We start from the raw sequence: 248 nt of genomic DNA on the forward strand, positions 1-248 counted from the left end.
CTCGGTGGGCGGCGGCTACTATCGCAACTTCGTGCCGTACATGACCGGCTATACCGACCGGTTCTTCCGCCGCGATGCCGCCGGTGTGGAGTATGTCGCCAAGTACGCGATCCCGCTGGACACTGCCGTGGTGAAGGAAGTGCCTCCCTACGTCGCCGGCGACCGCCTGGAGATGCGCAACGGCAGCGACGCTCACTACGATCCCCAGTACGTGGGCGTTTCGCCCCGGCTGCCGCACGGCTTCCAGG

At 66.5% G+C, this 248-nt stretch carries 1 protein-coding gene; it reads left to right on the top strand.

The features are described from left to right. A partial coding sequence (locus tag CVH10_RS26280; RefSeq protein ID WP_219925045.1) for a hypothetical protein occupies window positions 1-248 on the top strand: 248 nt, incomplete at both ends.

Origin of the sequence: Halomonas sp. ND22Bw (assembly GCF_003011945.1) — a bacterium.
Taxonomy (GTDB): Bacteria; Pseudomonadota; Gammaproteobacteria; order Pseudomonadales; family Halomonadaceae; genus Halomonas; species Halomonas halophila.